At 71.5% G+C, this 16,904-nt stretch carries 13 protein-coding genes and 7 tRNA genes; 15 read left to right on the top strand and 5 right to left on the bottom strand.

The features are described from left to right. Positions 1–21: 21 nt before the first annotated feature. On the top strand, positions 22–1,239 hold the full coding sequence (locus IPJ78_18350) for an HDOD domain-containing protein (GenBank protein ID MBK7908503.1): 1,218 nt from the start codon (positions 22–24) through the stop codon (positions 1,237–1,239). A 28-nt stretch (positions 1,240–1,267) separates the two neighbouring features. On the opposite strand, the gene IPJ78_18355 is transcribed toward IPJ78_18350, so the two are convergent. Further along, the gene (locus IPJ78_18355) at positions 1,268–3,379 is read right to left on the bottom strand and encodes a patatin-like phospholipase family protein (protein MBK7908504.1); all 2,112 of its coding nucleotides are present in this window, start codon (positions 3,377–3,379) and stop codon (positions 1,268–1,270) included. A 45-nt stretch (positions 3,380–3,424) separates the two neighbouring features. Between IPJ78_18355 and IPJ78_18360 the strand changes: the two genes are divergently transcribed. Both IPJ78_18360 and IPJ78_18365 read left to right on the top strand, forming a co-directional pair. Next, positions 3,425–4,312, top strand: coding sequence for an EamA family transporter (locus tag IPJ78_18360; protein MBK7908505.1), 888 nt, complete (start codon positions 3,425–3,427; stop codon positions 4,310–4,312). After that, a complete protein-coding gene (locus IPJ78_18365) occupies positions 4,309–5,487 on the top strand; it encodes an NTP transferase domain-containing protein (GenBank protein ID MBK7908506.1) in 1,179 nt (392 codons plus the stop codon). Before IPJ78_18360 ends, IPJ78_18365 begins: the two co-directional genes overlap by 4 nt. On the opposite strand, the gene IPJ78_18370 is transcribed toward IPJ78_18365, so the two are convergent. Continuing rightward, complete coding sequence (locus IPJ78_18370) at positions 5,423–6,367, bottom strand: COX15/CtaA family protein (protein ID MBK7908507.1); 945 nt, start codon at positions 6,365–6,367, stop codon at positions 5,423–5,425. The genes IPJ78_18365 and IPJ78_18370 overlap by 65 nt on opposite strands. 15 nt (positions 6,368–6,382) lie before the next feature. Between IPJ78_18370 and IPJ78_18375 the strand changes: the two genes are divergently transcribed. Both IPJ78_18375 and IPJ78_18380 read left to right on the top strand, forming a co-directional pair. Continuing rightward, complete coding sequence (locus IPJ78_18375) at positions 6,383–6,652, top strand: hypothetical protein (GenBank protein ID MBK7908508.1); 270 nt, start codon at positions 6,383–6,385, stop codon at positions 6,650–6,652. A 98-nt stretch (positions 6,653–6,750) separates the two neighbouring features. Then, on the top strand, positions 6,751–7,866 hold the full coding sequence (locus IPJ78_18380) for an aminotransferase class V-fold PLP-dependent enzyme (protein ID MBK7908509.1): 1,116 nt from the start codon (positions 6,751–6,753) through the stop codon (positions 7,864–7,866). On the opposite strand, the gene IPJ78_18385 is transcribed toward IPJ78_18380, so the two are convergent. Next, entirely contained in the window at positions 7,844–8,437 is a 594-nt protein-coding gene (locus IPJ78_18385) for a hypothetical protein (protein ID MBK7908510.1), read from the bottom strand. The two genes, IPJ78_18380 and IPJ78_18385, sit on opposite strands and share 23 nt — an antisense overlap. Positions 8,438–8,526: 89 nt before the next feature. Here IPJ78_18385 and IPJ78_18390 point away from each other — a divergent pair, with 89 nt between their 5' ends. Beyond that, complete coding sequence (locus IPJ78_18390; GenBank protein ID MBK7908511.1) at positions 8,527–11,025, top strand: IPT/TIG domain-containing protein; 2,499 nt, start codon at positions 8,527–8,529, stop codon at positions 11,023–11,025. 153 nt (positions 11,026–11,178) lie between these two features. Here IPJ78_18390 and IPJ78_18395 read toward each other — a convergent pair whose 3' ends face one another. Continuing rightward, complete coding sequence (locus IPJ78_18395) at positions 11,179–13,728, bottom strand: FtsX-like permease family protein (GenBank protein ID MBK7908512.1); 2,550 nt, start codon at positions 13,726–13,728, stop codon at positions 11,179–11,181. After that, entirely contained in the window at positions 13,728–14,447 is a 720-nt protein-coding gene (locus IPJ78_18400; GenBank protein MBK7908513.1) for an ABC transporter ATP-binding protein, read from the bottom strand. Before IPJ78_18400 ends, IPJ78_18395 begins: the two co-directional genes overlap by 1 nt. Positions 14,448–14,639: 192 nt before the next feature. On the opposite strand from IPJ78_18400, the gene IPJ78_18405 reads away from it, so the two are divergent. The 9 genes from IPJ78_18405 (at position 14,640) to IPJ78_18445 (ending at position 16,865) form a co-directional block, all read left to right on the top strand. Then, positions 14,640–15,224 (top strand): arylesterase, encoded by a 585-nt coding sequence (locus tag IPJ78_18405; GenBank protein ID MBK7908514.1) that lies wholly within the window; start codon positions 14,640–14,642, stop codon positions 15,222–15,224. Between the two features lie 86 nt (positions 15,225–15,310). After that, positions 15,311–15,877 carry an elongation factor P gene (gene efp / locus IPJ78_18410; GenBank protein ID MBK7908515.1) on the top strand — a complete coding sequence of 189 codons (567 nt, stop codon included), beginning with the start codon at positions 15,311–15,313 and terminating at the stop codon, positions 15,875–15,877. Positions 15,878–15,957: 80 nt separating this feature from the next. Beyond that, positions 15,958–16,031 (top strand) — tRNA-His (locus IPJ78_18415). A 48-nt stretch (positions 16,032–16,079) separates the two neighbouring features. Beyond that, positions 16,080–16,152, top strand: a tRNA-Trp gene (locus IPJ78_18420). A gap of 55 nt (positions 16,153–16,207) precedes the next feature. Beyond that, a tRNA-Glu gene (locus tag IPJ78_18425) sits at positions 16,208–16,280 on the top strand. Positions 16,281–16,319: 39 nt separating this feature from the next. Further along, positions 16,320–16,391, top strand: a tRNA-Glu gene (locus tag IPJ78_18430). 96 nt (positions 16,392–16,487) lie between these two features. Beyond that, a tRNA-Asp gene (locus tag IPJ78_18435) sits at positions 16,488–16,562 on the top strand. Positions 16,563–16,646: 84 nt separating this feature from the next. Further along, positions 16,647–16,728: transfer RNA gene (locus IPJ78_18440), tRNA-Leu, on the top strand. Between the two features lie 65 nt (positions 16,729–16,793). Then, positions 16,794–16,865, top strand: a tRNA-Thr gene (locus tag IPJ78_18445). Positions 16,866–16,904 lie beyond the last annotated feature (39 nt).

Genomic DNA, 16,904 nt, shown 5'->3' on the forward strand with positions numbered 1-16,904 from the left:
CGGATGCCGACACTGGGAAGCATGGATGCCCTTGTCGCGCGACAGCCGATCTTCAATTCGCACGGCACGGTCGTCGGGTACGAGCTGCTCTACCGCGAGACGGATACGAGCACCTCGGCCGGTCCGACCGACACGGCGACGATGTCCGCCCGGACGATCGTCTCCGCCCTCGTGGACATCGGCCTGGCCGAGCTCGTGGGCACGGCGCGCGCGTGGATCAACCTCCCCGAGCGCGCCCTGCTCGAGGATGACTGGACGCTGCTCGACCGCTCGACCTGCGTGATCGAGGTGCTCGAGACCGTCCCGGTCACGCCCGAGACGATCGCCGCCATCCAGCGCCTCTCGACCAACGGGTTCGAGATCGCGCTCGACGACTACGTGGACGGGCCGCAGTTCGCGCCCTTCCTCGACCTCGCGAGCGTGGTGAAGATCGACGTCCTCGGGAAGGACCCGATGTCGTTCGTGCCCGAGATCAAGAAGTACAAGGCGCGGGGACTCCCGGTGCTGGCCGAGCGGATCGAGACGCAGGCGATCTACATGGCCTGCCGCGCCGCCGGCTTCGAGCTCTTCCAGGGGTACTTCTTCGCGCGCCCCGAGATCATCCAGGGCAAGCGGGTCTCGCCGCAGGTGGCGGTGCTCGCCGAGGCGATGAACCGCCTGGGCGACGAGGACTTCAACCTCCGTGACCTCGAGCGGACCTTCGCCGCGGATCCGACGCTCACGCTCAAGCTGCTCCGCATCGCCAACTCGGCCGCCAACGGCTCGTCGGGCGTGGACTCGGTGCGCAAGGCGATCGCGCTCGTGGGCCGGTTGTCGTTGCGTCGCTGGGTCGCCGTGCTCCTCGCGGCCGCGGGGCCGCAGACGAACGGCGAGGAGAACGAGCGGTTCCGTCTCGCGCTCGAGCGGGCGCGGTTCGCCGAGCTCGTCGCCGAACGCGTCGATCGTCGCCGCGCGCCGGCGGCCTTCTTCGCCGGACTGCTCTCGATGCTCGACGTCGTCCTCGGCACGCCGATCGAGGAGCTGCTGGCGATGATCAACGTGACCGACGAGGTGAAGCAGGCGCTCATGGACCGCATCGGACCGCTCGCCGGGCCGATCCTCCTCGCGGAGGCGGCGGAACTCGGCCTCTGGGAGGCCGCGGCATCGCAGGCCGATGAGCTCGGGCTCGCCCGCGAAGCGATCCAGCCAATCGTCCTCGAGGCCGCGCGCTGGGCGCGCGGGATGCGCGGGCACGTCTGACGCGCGCCGGCCGCGACGGCCGGCGCCGCTAGAACCAGAGTCCCACGCGGATCAGCGCCTGACGCCGATCCTGGTTGTTGAAGCCTTCCTCGAGCCGGATCGGGCCGAAGGGCGTCTCGAGGTCCACGCCGATGCGTGCGCCGGCGAGGACGACGCCGTCGAGCGCGCCGGGACCGCCGAAGAAGTCCCCGACGCCCGTGACGCCGACCATCGGTTCCAGCCGCGCGTGCAGCTGGCCCCCGAGCGGCCAGCGGAGCAGCAGCGACCCGAAGAGCTCGCGGTCCCCGCGCTGTTCGAGCAGGCGCAGGCCGGCGAAGCCGTCGAGGCCACCGAGCGTGAAGGTCTGGTGGATCGGGAGCGCGTGCCCCCATCCGGCGCGCACGCGCGGGCGCACCTCCATCGCGCCGAGGTGGTGCGTCTGCGCGAGGTCGATCGCCCCGCGCTGCCAGGCCTGCAGGCCGATCGCCTCGATCTGGATGTCGGGCATCGCGCTCCCGGCGGCCAGATGCCGGACGGCGTATCGCGCGCCCACCGTGCCGATCGACTCGCCGTTGCGCCGCTGCCAGAAGCGGTAGTCGGCGCCGAACTCCCATGACCAGCCTGGCTCGTAGAGCGGGCGCACGCCGATCACCACGCCCACCTCGTCCACCGACGCGTGCGGCAGTTCGGTCGCGCCTTGCCAGAGCCGCACATCCTCGGTGAGCAGCTGCACCGTTCCGCCGACGGGGATGTAGCGCGATCCCACGCGCGCCCGCCGCCGCGCGGCGACGGTGAGATCGGTCCGCCAGGTGCCGCTCGTGAAGAGCGCCGAGCCTTCGAGGTCGCGCCCGAGGATCGAGCGGTCCACGGCCGCGAGCCAGATGCGGCCCGACATCGAGTGGTCGAAGGCGAAGCCCAACCCGATGGCGCGTTGCGGCGCCTCCTCCACCTGCACGTCGAAGTCGGCGCGGGTCGCGTCCCCGGTGGGCGTGAGCCAGAGCCCGCGGTAGCGCTCGTGCGAAGCGAGCGCCCCGAGCCCCTCGCGCACGGCGGGCAGGTCGAGCGGCGCACGGGGCGTGAGATGGAGCGCGCGCAGCGCGGCATCGTGCCCGGACGCGCCCGGTGGGGCGGTGCGCACATGCCCGACCGACGGCGGCGTCGCCACCGCGCGCGGGGCCGTGGCCACCGGGCGCACGCACCGCGCGCCGGCGAAGGCCGCCTCGGCCGCGCGCCGTCCCACCCGCACGAGCGAATCGAGCATCTCGGGCCGGAGGTCGATCATCCCGAAGTCCTCGGTCGGCTGCGCGATGTCGATGTCCTCGGCGCGCGGCTTCACCGAATCCTGCACCCAGAGGAACTCGAAGAGCTGCACCGTGACGGTGAGCGGGTCGTCGAAGGCCGCCGGGTCGGGCTTGGGGGAGAGCACGCGCGAGACGATCACGCGCTCGGCGCCCATCGCGCGCGCGACGCCCACCGGCACGTTCGACGAGAGTCCGCCGTCGACGAGCGTGCGGCCGTCGATGACCACCGGACGCAGCAACAGCGGGATCGACATGCTCGCGCGCATCGCGCGCGCGAGGTCCCCGCGGCCGATCGGCACCGTGGCGCGGCTGTCGAGATCCGTCGCGACGGCGCGGAAGGGGATGGGCAGGGAATCGAAGTCGCCGCGCGCGAGCACGTTCGCGCGGAGCATCAGCTGCGAGAGGGCCGCGTTCAGCTCGGCCTCGCGCACCGCGCCGGTCTGCAGCACCCAGTGCGCCGGCTCCTTCTGCCAGACGAGCGCCGGCTTGAGGCCGCCGAGCGAGGCGGAGATCGTCGGTTCGTAGGAACGGATGAGCGCGTCGAGCGGGATCTCGCCCAGCTGTCGACGCACGGCGGCGGGCGACTCGCCGCTGGCGTAGAGCGCGCCGACGATCGCGCCCATGCTCGTGCCCACGACGAGGTCTGGCACGATGCCGAGCGAGTCGAGCACCTGGAGCACGCCGAGATGGGTGAGTCCCTTGGTGCCGCCGCCGGAGAGGACGAGGGCGGTGCGGGCGGGCGCGCAGGTCGCGGACTGCGCGCGCAGCGGAGCTGCGGGCACGAAGGCGCCGAGGAGCATCGCCGCGGGGACCAGCGCCCGCACGCCGATGCGACGCGCCAATGGAGGAACGGAGCGCATCACCCCTGCAATATGCCATGCGGGACGCTCCGTTACTATTCGCGGGTGCGTGCCCGGATCCTCCTCGCGATGGCAGCCACCTGGTTCATCTGGGGCTCCACCTACCTCGCCACCGCGCTCGCGGTGCGCGACCTGCCGCCGTTCCTGCTCTCGGGCATCCGGAACGTGATCGCGGGCTCGCTGCTGTACGGGTTCTTCCGGGCCCGCGGCGCCGCGCGGCCCACGCGCCAGCAGTGGATCACCGCCATCATCGTCGGCGTCAGCCTCCTGGCGCTCGGCAACGGCTCCGTCACCTGGGCGGCGCATCGCGAGCCGTCCGGGGTCATCGCGCTGATCGTCTCACTCGTGCCGCTCTGGCTGCTCGTCTTCGGCTGGTTCGGGGCGAAGGGCGTGAAGCCGTCCGGGTACGAGGTCGCCGGCGTGCTGCTGGGACTGGTCGGGATCGCGCTGCTCGTCGCGCCGCACGAGGGAGGCGGGAACGTGTCGCCGCTCGGGCTCGGCGTCCTGTTGGTGAGCACGCTCGCCTGGGCGGGCGGCTCGCTCTATGCGCGCACGCTGCCGCCGCTGCCGGTGCCGCTCATCGGCACGGGGATGGAGATGCTCATGGGCGGCAGCGTGATGCTCGCCGTCTCGGCCGCGAGCGGCGAGTGGGCGCAGCTCGACCGCGGCGACTTCACGCCACGCGCCCTCACCGCGCTCGCCTACCTCGTGCTCGCCGGCTCGGTCCTCGGCTTCAGCGCGTACAAGTGGCTCCTCGCCAACGTCCGTCCGGCCCTCGCCGGGACGTACGCGTTCGTGAATCCCGTGGTCGCGATGATCCTCGGCTGGCTCTTCGCCGGGGAAGCCCTGACGGGACGCCTGATCCTCGCCATGACGACCATCGTCGGTGCGGTGGCGATGATCTCGTTGCGCCCCTACCTTACTCGCCGATGAAGGAACCGAGCGGCATCATCCTCGGCACTCCCTCCACGGGGAGCGCCACGGGCACCTTGCCCGCCGAACAGCCCCTGATCGCCGGTGAACCCGAGACGGATGTCGCCCTCTGGGCGGTGATCTTCGCCGGGGGCATCGGGTCGCGCTTCTGGCCGCTCTCCACGCCGGTGCGTCCCAAGCCGCTGCTCGCGCTCGTCTCCGACCAGACGCTCATCGAGGATGCGGTCGGGCGCCTGCAGCCGACGATCCCGCCCGAGCGTGTGCTCATCCTCACCAGCCGTGACATCGCGCCGGCGATCCGCTCGGTCACGAAGGATGTCCCCGAGGAGAACGTGCTCGTCGAGCCGCGGCCGCTCGGGACCGCGGCCGCGCTCGCGTGGGCGGCGCAGGAGTTGAGCCGTCGCGCCGGGCCGAGTGCGATGCTCGTGGCGGTGCACGCCGACCTCGCGGTCGATTTCCCCGAGGAGTATCGCCGGACCCTTCGCCGGGCCGCCGCGTACGCGGCCCGCGAGGAGGCGCTCGTGTCCATCGGCATCCGGCCGTCGCGCCCGGAGACCGGCTTCGGCTATGTCATGCCCGGCGCGCCGCTCGACGGCGATGTCCCGCTCCTCAAGGGCGGCGCCGCCATCACGCGCGGCTACGTCGAGAAGCCGAGCGAGGCCGAGGCCGAGTCGCGGATCGAGGACGGCGCGCTCTGGCACGGCGGGATCCTCGTCGGCGCGGCGGGGACGGTGCTCACGCAGTTGCGGCGGCACACGCCCGAGGTGCGCGATGCGCTCGAGCCGCTCGCGAACGGCAATCTCCCCGGCTTCGTGGGGATGGTGCGCGCGACCTCGCTGGAGCGCGGCCTCCTCGAGCGCACCGATCGCCTGCTGGTGCTGCTCGGCGAGTTCGGCTGGGACGACGTGGGGACCTGGGCCTCGCTGCGCCGCGCGCGCGAACTCGACGACGACGGCAACGGCGCGTCGGGCCCGGTGCACTTCGTCGATGCCGACTGCAACGTCGTGCACGCCGGCCACGGCAGCGTGGTGATGTACGGCGTGTCGAAGATGCTCGTCGTCACGCTCGACGGCCTGACGTTCGTGACGACGCTCGATCGCGCCAGCGACCTCAACCGGCTGCTGGACGCGCTCCCGGGGTCGATGCGGATCCATCCGACCAGGCCCACGAGCTAGCGGCCAGCAGCACGAGCGCGATCCAGAGCGCGTCGGCGAGCAACAGGTGCACGAGTTGCATCCCGATGGGCGCGAGGAGCAGCAGGTTCACGAGCCCGGCCGCGAGTTGCGTCACCGCGAGTCCGGCCACCGCCATCGCGAGCCGGCGCGTCGTCACCGAGGGGCGGAGCTTCGCGTTCACGCCCGCGGTGAGCAGCAGCAGGATCACGACGAGCACCGCGAGCGTGGGATGCACCACGCGCAGCCGCACGAGGAAGTGCGCCGTGGGCGAGAAGTCCTGCGCCATCCCTTCGGCGAGCGATGCGGCGGGGAAGAGCGTGTCGCCGAGCGCGGTGACGGCGCCGGTCATCCCGAGCAGCAGCGTGCCCGCCAGCGCGGCGAGGAGCAGCTTGAGCTCGGGGCCGAAGCGGCCGGCCCGCGGCGCCGACTGGCCCGAGGCGTACCAGGGCACGAGGGCGAGTGCCGCGACGAGCCCGAAGGTGTTGAGCAGGTGCGCCGCGAGCCAGTATGCGCGGGCGATGCTCTGGTTCTGCGCCACCATCTCGAAGAGCACGAGTCCCGCGCCCACGAGGGCCTCGGTGAGCATGAGCGCCATCGCGACGTGCGCCACGACGCGGGCCGCATCGCCCTTGGGCAGGGCACGCCGCGCCCACGCGAGCTGTCCCACGACCAGGAGCAGCGCGATCCCCGAGGTGATGCGGTGCGCCATCTCCACGAGCGTCTCCACGCTCGGCGCGCGCGGGATGACCTCGCCGTTGCAGAGCGGCCAGTGCGCGCCGCACCCCGCGCCCGATCCCGAGGCGCGCACGTAGGCGCCCCACAGGATCACGAGCAGGTTGAACGCCAGCACGCCCCAACCGTATCTTGCGAAACGCGACATCAACCGGGCTCCTCCATGAAGCGCAGCACGCTCGTCACCATCCTGCTCGCCACCGGCTTCGCCGGGATCCTGCTCTACTCGACCCTCTCGGCGCAGGCCGTCGAGTGCTCGGCCTGCGTCCGCTTCGGCGGCGTGGAGAACTGCGCGAAGGCGTCGGGGCAGGACTCGACCGAAGCCCTCAAGACCGCGGTCAACACCGCCTGCGGGACCATCGCGCAGGGCATGGCCGAGTCGATCCAGTGCGCCGGCATGCCGCCGCTGCGGCCGCAGTGCACGACGCGCTGAAGTCTAACGGGCTCCCACCTGCGCTGCTCGCGCAGTGGCGTGACGACACGCCGGGGTGCGCGGACCGCATCCACCTGAACAACGCCGGCGCGGCGCTCATGCCCGCGCCGGTGCATCGCGCGATCACCGCGCACCTCGAGCGCGAGCTGCATCTGGGCGGCTACGAGGCCGCCGACGCCGCCGCGACCGAGATCGCGGCCGTCTACGACGCATGCGCCGCGCTCGTCGGCGCGCGGGCGCGGAACATCGCCATCGCCGCCAGCGCGACGCATGCGTTCGCGGCTGCGCTCGCGGCCTTCGACTGGCGCCCCGGCGACCGCATCCTCACCTCGAGCGACGACTACGTCAGCAACCAGCTGATGTACCTCTCGCTCCAGCGCCGGCAGGGCGTGGAGTTCGTGCGGTGCCCCGACGCGCCCGAGGGCGGCGTGGACCTCGCCGCATGGGCGCGACTGCTGCAGCAGGGGCCGTTCCGCCTCGCGGCGCTCACCTGGATCCCGACCAATGGGGGGCTCATCCAGCCCGCCGAGGAGGTCGGCGCGCTCTGCCGCGCGGCGGGCGTGCCGTACCTCCTCGATGCGTGCCAGGCGGTGGGCCAACTGCCGGTGGACCTCGCCGCGCTCCAGTGCGACTACCTGAGCACGACGGCGCGGAAGTTCCTGCGCGGCCCGCGCGGGATCGGCTTCCTCGCGGTGAGCGACGCGGCACTCGCGCGCGGCGATCACCCGCTGCTCGTGGACATGCGCGGCGCCCGCTGGGTCGCGGCCGACGAGCACACGCTCGTGGACGATGCGAGGCGCTTCGAGAGCTGGGAGTTCCCGTACGCGCTCGTGCTCGGCATGGGCGCCGCCGCCCGGTACGCGCGTGAGGTCGGCATCGCCACGGCCGCCGCACGGTCGCACGCGCTCGCGGCGTTCGCCCGCGAGCGGTTCACCGCGATCCCCGGGGTGCGCGGGCTCGACCACGGCGCGCGGCTCTCGGCGATCACCACCTACACCATCGACGGCCGGGTCGCGCGCGACGTCGTCCTCGCGCTGCGTGCACAGGGGATCAACACGAGCGCACAGTCGCGCGAGGATGCGCTCATCGACCTCGACCGCAAGCAGGCGGCGACGCTGCTGCGCGTCTCGCCGCACTACTACAACACCGAGGACGAGATCGAGCGGGCCGCGCGCGTGCTCGAGGTGCTGCTCAGGTCGTCGTGGGCGCCTTGAGCGTCGCCATCCACCAGCAGAGGCGCGCCGTGAGCGCGCCGGACGCGAGCAGGACGCACCAGGCCACGAAGCGCACGAACCGCGAGAGCGCGATGTCCTGCTTGAGCCAGCCCATGGAGCCGAGCAGGTAGTTCCAGTCGTGCACCGCGCCGTCGGGGGAGAAGCTCACGAGGTCGAGCATCTCGTTGCGCGCATCGGCGATGTACCAGGAGAGCTCGGCGAGGCTCGTCGCGAGGAAGAGCCCGCAGACCGCGACGCCGAACCAGTCCTTGCCGCGCCAGACGAGCGCCATCGCGCCGATGGGGACGAGCAGCTGCGTGAGCGAGCCGCCGGCGATCCCCATCCACTCGCCCGCGAAGGCCCAGAAGAGGTGCCCGAACTCGTGCGCGCCGAAGATGATCCCGCTCCAGAGCGTCGCCTCGCCCTGTTCGCGCAGCGGGCGCGGGACCTGGCTGGCGAGCGCGAGGAACAGCAGGGCGCGCCACCACCAGATGCGGCCGGTCGCCCAGGCGCGCATGCGCTCCCCGAGCGGGGCATCGTCGTCGACCGTCGGGCTCGGCGTGGTGGTCACGGGGGGAATGTACCGTGCGCCGCGGACCGGTCGCCAACCATCCCGGCGGGGGGTAAGATATGCGTATGCGCCCGTCCCCCTCCGCTGTCGTGGGTCGCATCCGGCCGCTCGCGGCGCTCGTTGCCGTGTGGGGGGTGCTCGCGTGCGATGGCGCGACCGGGCCGGGGCGGATCCGAAGCCTCGCGCTCGACGTCCCCTCCGACGAGTTGCGGCCCGGGGACCTTATGCGCGTCTCCGCGAAGGCCCTCGATGCCTCGGGTGATACCGTCGGGGGCGTCGTGGTCCGCTGGCGCTCGCTCACGCCGGGCACCCTCGACGTTTCCACCGATGGGCTCATGCTCGCCAAGCGCCCCGGCGAGGGGATCGCCCGTGCGACGGTGGGCACGGTCCACGCCGACCTGCGGCTCGATCTCGTCAATCCGCCGATCGCCGAGTTGCGGATCGACCTCGACACGCTGCGGCTCCTCACGCCGGGGGGCGGCACGCAGGTCCTCGCGCGCGCCTTCGATCACGCCGGGATCGGCATCATCGGCGCGACGTTCGAATGGGAGTCGGCGGCGTCGCGCTTCGCGGCGGTGAGTCCCGTCGGGGTCGTCACGCCGCTCGCGGTGGGACGCAGCGTCGTCACCGTGCGTGCCGAGGGCTTCGCCGACCAGGTGGTGGTGGATGTGCAGCCGCTCACCGGGCCGTCGGCGCCGATCATCAGCTCGGTCACGCCGAGCACGGTCACGCCCGGGCAATCGGTCGTCGTGACCGGCCTCGGTTTCGCGGGCGCGGCGGCGGGGAACTCGGTCCTCATCGACGGGACGCCGGTGGTCGTCACCGCGGCGAGCAACACGCAGCTCACGCTGAGCCTGCCGCCGGCGAGCTCGTTCGCCTGCCAGCCGTCGCGCACCGTCACGTTGCAGGTGGGGACGAGCGGCGGGTTGGGCATCGCGCCGGTGGCGCTCAACACCGGGACGCCGGTCGCGCTCTCGGTGGGCCAGTCGCTCGCGCTCACCACCGCGTCCGACGCGCGCTGCCTCCTCCTGTCCCCCGCCGCTGGGCGATATCTCGTGACCGTGCCGCATGCGGCGCGCGCGTACGGCGCGGGGCCCGCCTCGCTCACGCTCCGCGGCGATGCCGTCGGCGCGGGCGGTGCGACGCTCGACGGCGCGGCCGTGGCCGCGGAGCGGAACGCCGTGGCCGTCCGCGAAGCGTCGGCACGGCTCGAGGGTGCGCGCGGCCGCGTCGATGCGCGTGAGTGGTTGGCCGGCCGTCGCGCCCGTGCGCAGGCCCGCGCGCATGGGCGCCTGCTCGAGGCCAATGCCGAGGCCGCCCGCGGTCGGCCCGCGTCTTCCGCGCCCGCGCTGCTTCGCGCGCCCGCGGCCAACGGCGCCGCGCTCACCGCACCGACGCTCGGCAGCATCGTCCCGCTCCGCATCCCGGCCATCGGCCAGGCGAACGTCTGCTCCGAGTACACGGCCATCGGTGCGCGCGTGGTGCATGTGGGAGAGCACGTCGCGCTCCTCGAGGACACCGCCACCGTCGCCGAGTACGGCGCCACCGTCGCCGGGCAGATGGACCTCGACTATCAGGCGATCGGCGCCGAGCTCGAGGCGCGCGGCTGGCCCATCGTGCAGGCGTTCGGCAATCCGCTGGTCATGGACAGCCGGCTCGACGACAACGGCCGCGTGATGATCGTCTTCACGCCGCGCCTCAACGCGCGGCTCGGGGGCGCGGTCCTCGCCGGCGTGGTCACCTGCGACTTCTTCCCGCGCGCGCAGTTCGCCGCGAGCAACGTCGGCGAGTACCTCTACGCGCAGGTGCCGCAGTCGCTCGCCGACGGCATGGAGGCCGGGTCGCGCACCCTCTGGCGGCACGAGATGCGGGCGACGCTCGTGCACGAGCTCAAGCACGTCACCTCGTACGCCGAGCGTATCGTCCGCGGACAGCCGCTCGAGGAGCAGTGGCTCGAGGAGGCCACCGCGCGCCACGCGGAGGAACTCTGGTTCCGGGCGGCGTACGGCGCGGTGCGATTCTCCAACGCCGACTTCTCGGCGTCGCTCGCCTGCGAGCTGCGCGCGAACGACCCGGCGTATCCCGCCTGCGCCGACGCGCCGCGCGCCATGCGACCGCACCTCGAGGCGCTCTGGACGTTCCTCGATGCCCCGACGGCGCGGTCCCCGCTGGGCGGTGATGCGGGCGACTTCTCGTACTACGGAAGCGCCTGGGCGCTCACGCGCTGGCTGGCCGACCTCGAGGCCCCGAGCGAACCGCTGTTGTTCACGGCGCTCACGGTGAACCGGCAGTCCGGGGTCGCCAACCTCGAGGCGCGCACCGGCCGCGGGTGGGACGAGCTGCTCGTCGAGTGGTCGCTCGCGATGGTGTCGGATGATCTCGCGGGATTCGTCGCGGAGTCCCCGCGACTCCGGTTCCCCTCGTTCGACCTGCGCTCGATCTACCAGGGACTCTGCGACGTGGCCGGGTCATGCGTGGTGCCGGTGCCGTCCCCTTCGCGCGCCCTTGGCCGGTGCAGCCGCTCGCGCTGCAGGGCGGGAGCTTCGCGGCCGATCTCGTCGGGATCGAGCCCGGCGGCTTCGCCGTGATCGAGCTCGCGCTCGATGCCGCGGTCGCGGCGCAGGCGCTCGAGCTCCGGGGCTATCGCGGCGCGCCGCTCCCGCCGGGCGTTCGCCTCGGGATCGTCCGCGTCAGTGAACCGCACGCGGCCGCGCGCCGTCGGCGCGGCCGCGTGACGCGGGTCAGCCCTCGCGCAGCGCCGCCATCGGCGTCTCGCGGAAGACATCACGTCCGGTGAGCAGGCCGATCGACACCGCGAGCAGCGTCATCGCCGCCGCGATCCCGAACGCCGGCAGCAGCGCCGGTGTGAAGCTCCCCTCGAACACGAACGTCACCAGCGCCCACGACCCGCCGAAGGCGAGGAGCATCCCCGAGAGCGAGCCGAGCAGGCCGAGGAGGGCGTACTCCGCGAGGAGGATGCGCCCGATCTGGCTGCGCGTCGCGCCCAGCGTCTTGAGCAGCACCCCTTCGCGCAACCGGTCGCGCCGCGTCGCCGCCACCGCGCTGAAGAGCACCGGGATGCCCATCGCGAGCGAGAAGAGCGCGAGGAAGCGCACGGTGAGCGTGACCTTGTCCACGATCCCCGTGATCGTCTTCCGCACGAGCGAGAGGTCGATGCTCGAGACGTTCGGGTAGCGCTTCACCGCATCGCGCTGCAGCCGCGCGACCGCCGTGTCGGCCTCCACCGCGCTCACGAGCACGAACTGCTTGGGCGCCGCGGCGATCGCCGCCGGCTGGAAGACGGCGAAGAAGTTCGGCTCGAAGCGCCCCCAATCCACCTCGCGCCGGCTCGTGAGTCGCGCGCGCACCCGCACGCCCTGCACGTCCCACGTGACGGTGTCGCCGAGCGAGAGCTTCAGGTCGTTCGCCACGTCCTGTTCCATCGAGTACTCGAACACCTCGGCCGACGCGTCGGCCTTCCCGAACCAGGTGCCGGCCGTGACCGTCTCGGTGTGCACCGTGGAGTCGCGGTAGGTCGAGCGATACTCGCGCCGCAGCGCCCAGTAGCGTGCCGGGATCGCGTGCGCCGCCGCCCAGGCGTCGGTCGTCTGGCCGTTGATCTCGACGATCCGCATGGTGACGATCGGCGTCGTCGAGACGAGCTCGTGCCCATGCCCGCGCACGAGCGAGTCGAGCCCCGGCGCCTGGTCCTCCTGCACGTCGAAGAACACCAGATTGCCGCGCGAGTTGGCCGCGGTGATGTCGAACGACTTGAGCAGGTTCGCCTGCACGAGCACGATCGTCGTGACGAGGAACGAACCGAAGCCGAGGGCGAGCACCACGGCGCGCGTCTGGCTGTTGGGTCGGTAGAGGTTCGCGACGCCCTGCCGCACGACGTACGGCCAGCGGGGGGAGACGAGGCGACGCGCGAGACGGGAGAGCAGCACCGCGCTCCCGTAGAGCAGGCCGATGCTCGTGAAGACCCCGGCCGCGAAGAAGAGGCCCTGCTGCGTCGTGTCGGCGCGATCGATCGCGAGGAGGAGCACGCTCGCCACCGCCGCGAGGTTCACCACCCAGGTCGCGCTGTCGCGGCGGCTCGCCGCGGAGAGTGCCGCGTCGTCGCGCCGGATCGCCTGAAGCGGCGACACTCGACGCAGCACGAGCAGCGGCCGGAGCGCGAACACCAGCGCCACCCAGACGCCCACCGCGAGCCCGAGCAGGATCGCCGACGGGACGATGGTGACGGCGACATCGACGGGGAGGAAATCGCCGAGCACCTGAGGGAGAAGGAACTGGATGCCCACGCCGAGCGCGGCACCGATCGTCGCGCCGAGGAGGCCCATCGCGCCGGCCTGCAGCAGGTAGATCGTGAGGACCTGTGCCCCCGAGGCGCCGAGGCAGCGGAGCACCGCGACGGTGTCGATCTTCCGCTGCACGAACGCGTTCACGCCGCTGGCGACGCCGATCCCGCCGAGCAGCAGCGCGATGAGGCCGACGACGCCGAGGAACTTGGCGAGCTGGGTGATCGCGTCGGTGAGGTCGATCTCGTTCTCGACCACGGTGCGAGCGCGCGCGCCCGCCGAGTCGAGGCGCGGCCGGAGCGGCGCGACCCAGGTGGGCCCGGCGACGCCCACCGGCAGCTTGAGCACCGCCTCGTACTCGGCGCGGCTGCCGAGCCCGATGAGCTGCGTCTCGGCGAGATAGCGGTCGGGGATGAAGATGCGTGGCCCGACCGTCGCCGCGATGCCCGGGTCGCCGGGGACGTTGGTGAGCGAGGCGCGGATCACGAAGCGCCCGTAGCCGATCGCGAGCGTGTCACCGATGCGCGCGTCGAGCGCGATCAACAGCGCCGGGTCGACGTAGGCGTTGGGACCGTCCTGCAGCGCCGCCCACGCGCCGACCGGATCGGTGATCACGTCGCCATAGAACGGATAGCCCGGCGAGACGGCGCGCACCTGCGCGAGGCGGGTGCCCTCGGAGGGGAGCGCCTGCGCCATGGAGGCGAAGCTCACGACGCGGGCCGACGGCACGCCCGCGGTGGCGAGCGAGTCGAGGATCGAGTCGAGGGCCGGCGTGAAGCCGTTGCGCGCGCGGAGCTGCACGTCGCCGCCGAGGAGCGCCTTCGACTGCGCCTCGATGCTCTGGTTGACGTTGGCCGCGAAGGAGTCGATGGCGACGAGCGCGGCGACGCCGAGCGAGATCGAGCTCATGTAGAGCAGGAGCCGGCGGCGCGCGGTGCGGCTCTCGCGCCAGGCGAGCGCGAGGAGCGTGGAGAACGGGGCGCGGCCCATCAGGCGGTCGTGGCGGTCGCGGGCGCGATGGCGGGTGCGCCGGCGGCGCGCGACGGGCGATCCTCGACGACGAGGCCGTCCTTGAGGCGGATCACCCGCTGCGCATGCTCGGCGAGCGTGAGGTCGTGCGTGACGATGACCACCGTGGCGCCGGACTCGCGATTGAGCTCGTCGAGGAGCGCGACGATGCGGTCGCCGGTCGCGCCATCGAGGTTGCCCGTGGGCTCGTCGGCGAAGAGGATGCGCGGCTGGTTGGCGAAGGCGCGGGCGATGGCGACGCGCTGCTGCTCGCCGCCGGAGAGCTGGTTGGGGAAGTGCCCGGTGCGATCCCCGAGCCCGACGCGGTGTAGCAGGTCCTTGGCGCGCGTCGCCGCATCGGCGTCGCCGCGCAGTTCGAGCGGGACCTGCACGTTCTCCATCGCCGTCAGGGTGGGGATGAGTTGAAACGACTGGAAGATGAACCCAACTTTCTCGCCACGGAGCTTGGCGCGCGCGTCCTCGTCGAGGCGCGAGAGGTCGGCGCCGTCGAGGAGCACGGAACCGCGGGAGGGCAGGTCGAGTCCCGCGAGCAGGCCCAGGAGCGTGGTCTTGCCGCTCCCCGACGGGCCCACGATGGAGACGAACGTGCCTTGGGGGATGTCGAACGACACCTCCCGGAGCACCGCCAGGGCGGAGGTGCCGCTCTGGTATTCCTTGGTCAGGTCTCGAGCCGCGAGCATCGAATGCGTGTGGACGTGAGGAAGTGGGGCGTGGCGCTGGGGCTGGCGACGCTGGTCGCCTGCGGGGGCGGTACTGAATCGAAGCCGGCGTCGGACGCGCGGGTTCCCGTGGAATCAACCACGGTGACGGCTGCGCCAGCAACGGCGGGCACGACGGCCGGTGCACCGGCCGGCTCCGGATCTGGTCCGCGCGTGCTGATCGTCGGGACGAGCCTCACGGCCGGTCTGGGGCTCGATCCCGACTCGGCGTACCCGGCAGTGCTGCAGCGGCTCGCCGATTCGTCGGGCTATTCGGTGCGGGTCGTCGCGGCGGGGCTCTCGGGGGAGACGTCGGCCGGGGCGCTGCGCCGCATCGACTGGTTGCTCCGCGACCGTGCGGACGTGGTGGTGATCGAGGCCGGGGCGAACGACGGACTCCGCGGCCTGCGGGTGGACACGACGCGGGCGAATCTCGTGGCGATCGTGAAGCGCGTGCGGGCGGCGAACCCGGCGGCGCGGGTGCTGCTGGCGCAGATGGAGGCGCCGCCGAATCTCGGGGCGGCGTACACGCGGAGCTTCCACGATGCGTTCCTGGAGGTGGCGCGCGAGGAAGGGGTGGTGCTGATCCCGTTCTTCCTGCAGGGCGTGGCGGGGGACCGGTCGCTGAACCAGGAGGACGGGATCCACCCCAACGCGGAGGGGGCTCGGCGGGCGGCGCGGAACATGTGGAAGGCGCTGGGGCCGGTGCTGCGTGAGGTGCCCGGGGCGTTCTCGCGCGGCGGGGCCGGCCCGGGGTGAGGGGTCGGTTGACCGCGGATGGAGGCCCGGCTAAGATTATAGGCTGTCTTGTTTTAGCCTGTCCTCCACGCTTGCACTGACCTCATATGGCGCTCCCGGCAACGCAGATCCGTCGTGGCATGGTGATCGTGTTCGAAGGCGATCCCTGCCGCATCATCGAGTTCCGCCACCACACGCCGGGCAACCTCCGCGCGATGGTGCAGGCGAAGCTGAAGAACCTCCGCTCGGGGAACAACTTCGAGCACCGGTTCCGCGCCGACGACCAGCTCCACAAGGCGGACATGGAGACGCACGAGCTCCAGTTCCTCTACAAGGGCGGCGACTCGTACCACTTCATGAACACGGAGAACTACGAGCAGCTCGAGATGGACGACGAGACGCTCGGGGACAACGCGCCGTGGATGCAGGACAACATGATGGTGATCGTGGAGTTCTATAACGGGAAGCCGATGTCGGTCCAGCTGCCCCAGTTCCTGAACCTGACGATCACGGACACGGCGCCGGTGATGAAGACGGCGACGAAGACGGCGAGCTCGAAGCCGGCGGTGCTGGAGAACGGCGTGACGATCAACGTGCCGGAGTTCATCGCGACGGGGGAGCGGGTGCGGGTGAACCCGAACACCGGCGAGTACATGGACCGGGCGAAGGACTGAGACTGGCGGCGGGCGCCGGTTGATTAGGGCGCCCCGCCGGTTTATTTTCCCTGACTCTCGGGCTTTGCCGCCGGGACATGGTGGATGTAGCTCAGTCGGTTAGAGCATCGGATTGTGGTTCCGAGGGTCGCGGGTTCGAATCCCGTCATCCACCCCTTGAGAGGGCAGATGGCAGAGGGCGGACGGCAGTGCCACCCTTTGAAGGTCCGTAGCTCAATTGGTAGAGCACCGGTCTCCAAAACCGGCGGTTGGGGGTTCGATTCCCTCCGGGCCTGTTGAGGATGAAGGTGGAAGGTCGAAGGTGGAAAGCAGCACCTCGCAGGATCCTTTGGCGGTATCGTCTAGGGGACTAGGACACGGCCCTCTCAAGGCTGGAACACGGGTTCGAATCCCGTTACCGCTATGCAGGAGCTAGGCAGGCGCAGGGACTCGCAGGACGATCGGCCCCATCGTCTATCGGTTAGGACGACACCCTTTCAAGGTGTAGAGACGGGTTCGATTCCCGTTGGGGCTATGACAGCCCGGCGGGCTGGATGAAGGAAGGGTGAAGGTGGAAGGGATCAGGCAGGGCGAGGGAGACGTCCCCCGTTCGGTGCACGATCAATGAGTTGGGGGCGTAGCTCAGTTTGGTTAGAGCACTCGACTGTCACTCGAGAGGTCGCGGGTTCGAGCCCCGTCGCTCCCGTTCTACGAAGAAGGTCGAAGGATGAAGGTGGAAAGTCGGCTCCCACCTTCGTCCTTCATCCTTGACCCTTCATCGGTTCGGATTGCCCTGGTGGTGAAATTGGTAGACACGCCATCTTGAGGGGGTGGTGCCGCAAGGCGTCGCGGTTCGAGTCCGCGCCAGGGCATGGTTGGGCAGGTCGTAGAGGGTAGGCGGGCGATGAACACCGCGCCGTTCGCTACTTCCTGATTCGCCACAGTAGCTCAGGGGTAGAGCACTCGATTCGTAATCGAGCGGTCGTGGGTTCAATTCCCACCTGTGGCTTGTGATAAGGCAGAAGGGGGAAGGAGGAAGGAAGAAAGG

It is taken from the genome of Gemmatimonadota bacterium (assembly GCA_016714015.1).
GTDB lineage: Bacteria > Gemmatimonadota > Gemmatimonadetes > Gemmatimonadales > Gemmatimonadaceae > Pseudogemmatithrix.

Excerpts from the sequence above, each read along its gene's own strand:
- efp (MBK7908515.1), top strand. The coding sequence starts at position 15,311 with ATGGCGCTCCCGGCAACGCAGATCCGTCGTGGCATGGTGATCGTGTTC.
- IPJ78_18355 (MBK7908504.1), bottom strand. The coding sequence starts at position 3,379 with ATGCGCTCCGTTCCTCCATTGGCGCGTCGCATCGGCGTGCGGGCGCTG.
- IPJ78_18395 (MBK7908512.1), bottom strand. The coding sequence starts at position 13,728 with ATGGGCCGCGCCCCGTTCTCCACGCTCCTCGCGCTCGCCTGGCGCGAG.
- IPJ78_18400 (MBK7908513.1), bottom strand. The coding sequence starts at position 14,447 with ATGCTCGCGGCTCGAGACCTGACCAAGGAATACCAGAGCGGCACCTCC.
- IPJ78_18375 (MBK7908508.1), top strand. The coding sequence starts at position 6,383 with ATGAAGCGCAGCACGCTCGTCACCATCCTGCTCGCCACCGGCTTCGCC.
- IPJ78_18370 (MBK7908507.1), bottom strand. The coding sequence starts at position 6,367 with ATGTCGCGTTTCGCAAGATACGGTTGGGGCGTGCTGGCGTTCAACCTG.
- IPJ78_18350 (MBK7908503.1), top strand. The coding sequence starts at position 22 with ATGGATGCCCTTGTCGCGCGACAGCCGATCTTCAATTCGCACGGCACG.
- IPJ78_18380 (MBK7908509.1), top strand. The coding sequence starts at position 6,751 with ATGCCCGCGCCGGTGCATCGCGCGATCACCGCGCACCTCGAGCGCGAG.
- IPJ78_18365 (MBK7908506.1), top strand. The coding sequence starts at position 4,309 with ATGAAGGAACCGAGCGGCATCATCCTCGGCACTCCCTCCACGGGGAGC.